The following is a 293-nucleotide window of genomic DNA, read 5'->3' as shown; positions in this document are numbered from 1 at the left end:
CGCGCTTCGGCCGGGCGATGCGGGGCCTGAAGGAGAACGAATCCCTGGCGCGCTCGGTGGGCATCAACGCCACCCGTACGCTGACCATCGCGACCGTGATCTCGGCCGCCATGGCGGGCGCGGCGGGCAGCCTCTACGCGCATTACCTGCGCATCATCGACCCCGACGTGTTCCTGTTCTCCACCACCGTCAGCATGGTCATCATGGTGGTGGCGGGCGGCAAGGGCACGCTGCTGGGCCCCGTGATCGGCGGGCTGATCTTCGGCCTGCTGCCCGTGGGCCTGCGCCCCGTG

1 pseudogene is annotated in these 293 nt (G+C 70.3%); it reads left to right on the top strand.

Going from position 1 to position 293, the window contains the following annotated elements:
- Window positions 1-293 (top strand): annotated as a pseudogene (locus CVH10_RS19480) (branched-chain amino acid ABC transporter permease); the annotation flags it as partial.

Origin of the sequence: Halomonas sp. ND22Bw (genome assembly GCF_003011945.1) — a bacterium.
Lineage (GTDB): Bacteria > Pseudomonadota > Gammaproteobacteria > Pseudomonadales > Halomonadaceae > Halomonas > Halomonas halophila.
This window is presented reverse-complemented; position numbering and strand designations above follow the sequence as displayed.